This window comes from Streptomyces jumonjinensis (assembly GCF_009600885.1).
Taxonomy (GTDB): domain Bacteria; phylum Actinomycetota; class Actinomycetes; order Streptomycetales; family Streptomycetaceae; genus Streptomyces; species Streptomyces jumonjinensis.
Window position 1 is genome coordinate 10,060 of record NZ_VCLA01000207.1, and the last position, 664, is coordinate 10,723.

1 protein-coding gene is annotated in these 664 nt (G+C 69.4%); it reads left to right on the forward strand.

Annotated elements, in window-relative coordinates; translation table 11 throughout:
- A partial coding sequence (locus FF041_RS38675) for an AMP-binding protein (protein ID WP_194292375.1) occupies window positions 1-664 on the forward strand: 664 nt, incomplete at both ends.

The window sequence follows — 664 nt, forward strand, 5'->3', positions numbered from 1 at the left end:
CGTTCCTGGGGTGCGGAACTGGGTGTTGGGTGCTGAGCGGTTGAACGCTGATCTGGCGAGCCGTTGGTCGGGTCAGGCGCAGGTGTGGAATACGTACGGTCCGACCGAGGCGACGGTGATCACGACGGCCGTTCCGCTGGACCGGGGTATCCGGCCGGAGGATCTGCCGCCGTCGATCGGCGCCCCGATCGGGAACGCCCGGGTCTTTGTTCTGGACGGTTTCCTTCGGCCGGTTCCGGTGGGGGTGACGGGTGAGCTGTATGTGGCGGGCGCGGGTCTGGCCCGCGGGTATGTCGGCCGACCGGACCTCACCGCGGAGCGCTTCGTCGCGTGCCCGTTCGGCGGTCGTATGTATCGGTCGGGTGACCTGGCCCGCTGGACGGCCGACGGGCAGCTCCACTTCGCCGGTCGTGCCGACGAGCAGGTGAAGATCCGTGGCTTCCGGGTGGAGCCGGGGGAGATCGAGGCCGTGCTCGCGTCGCATGAGACGGTCGGCCAGGTCGCCGTCATCGTCCGTGAGGACCGGCCGGGCGACAAACGGCTCGCCGCGTATATCGTCCCCGCCGGGCAGGACATCGATACGGACGGGCTGCGGGAGTTCGCGGGCCTCAGGCTTCCCGAGTACATGGTTCCGCAAGCCGTGGTCGTACTGGACGCCCTGCCC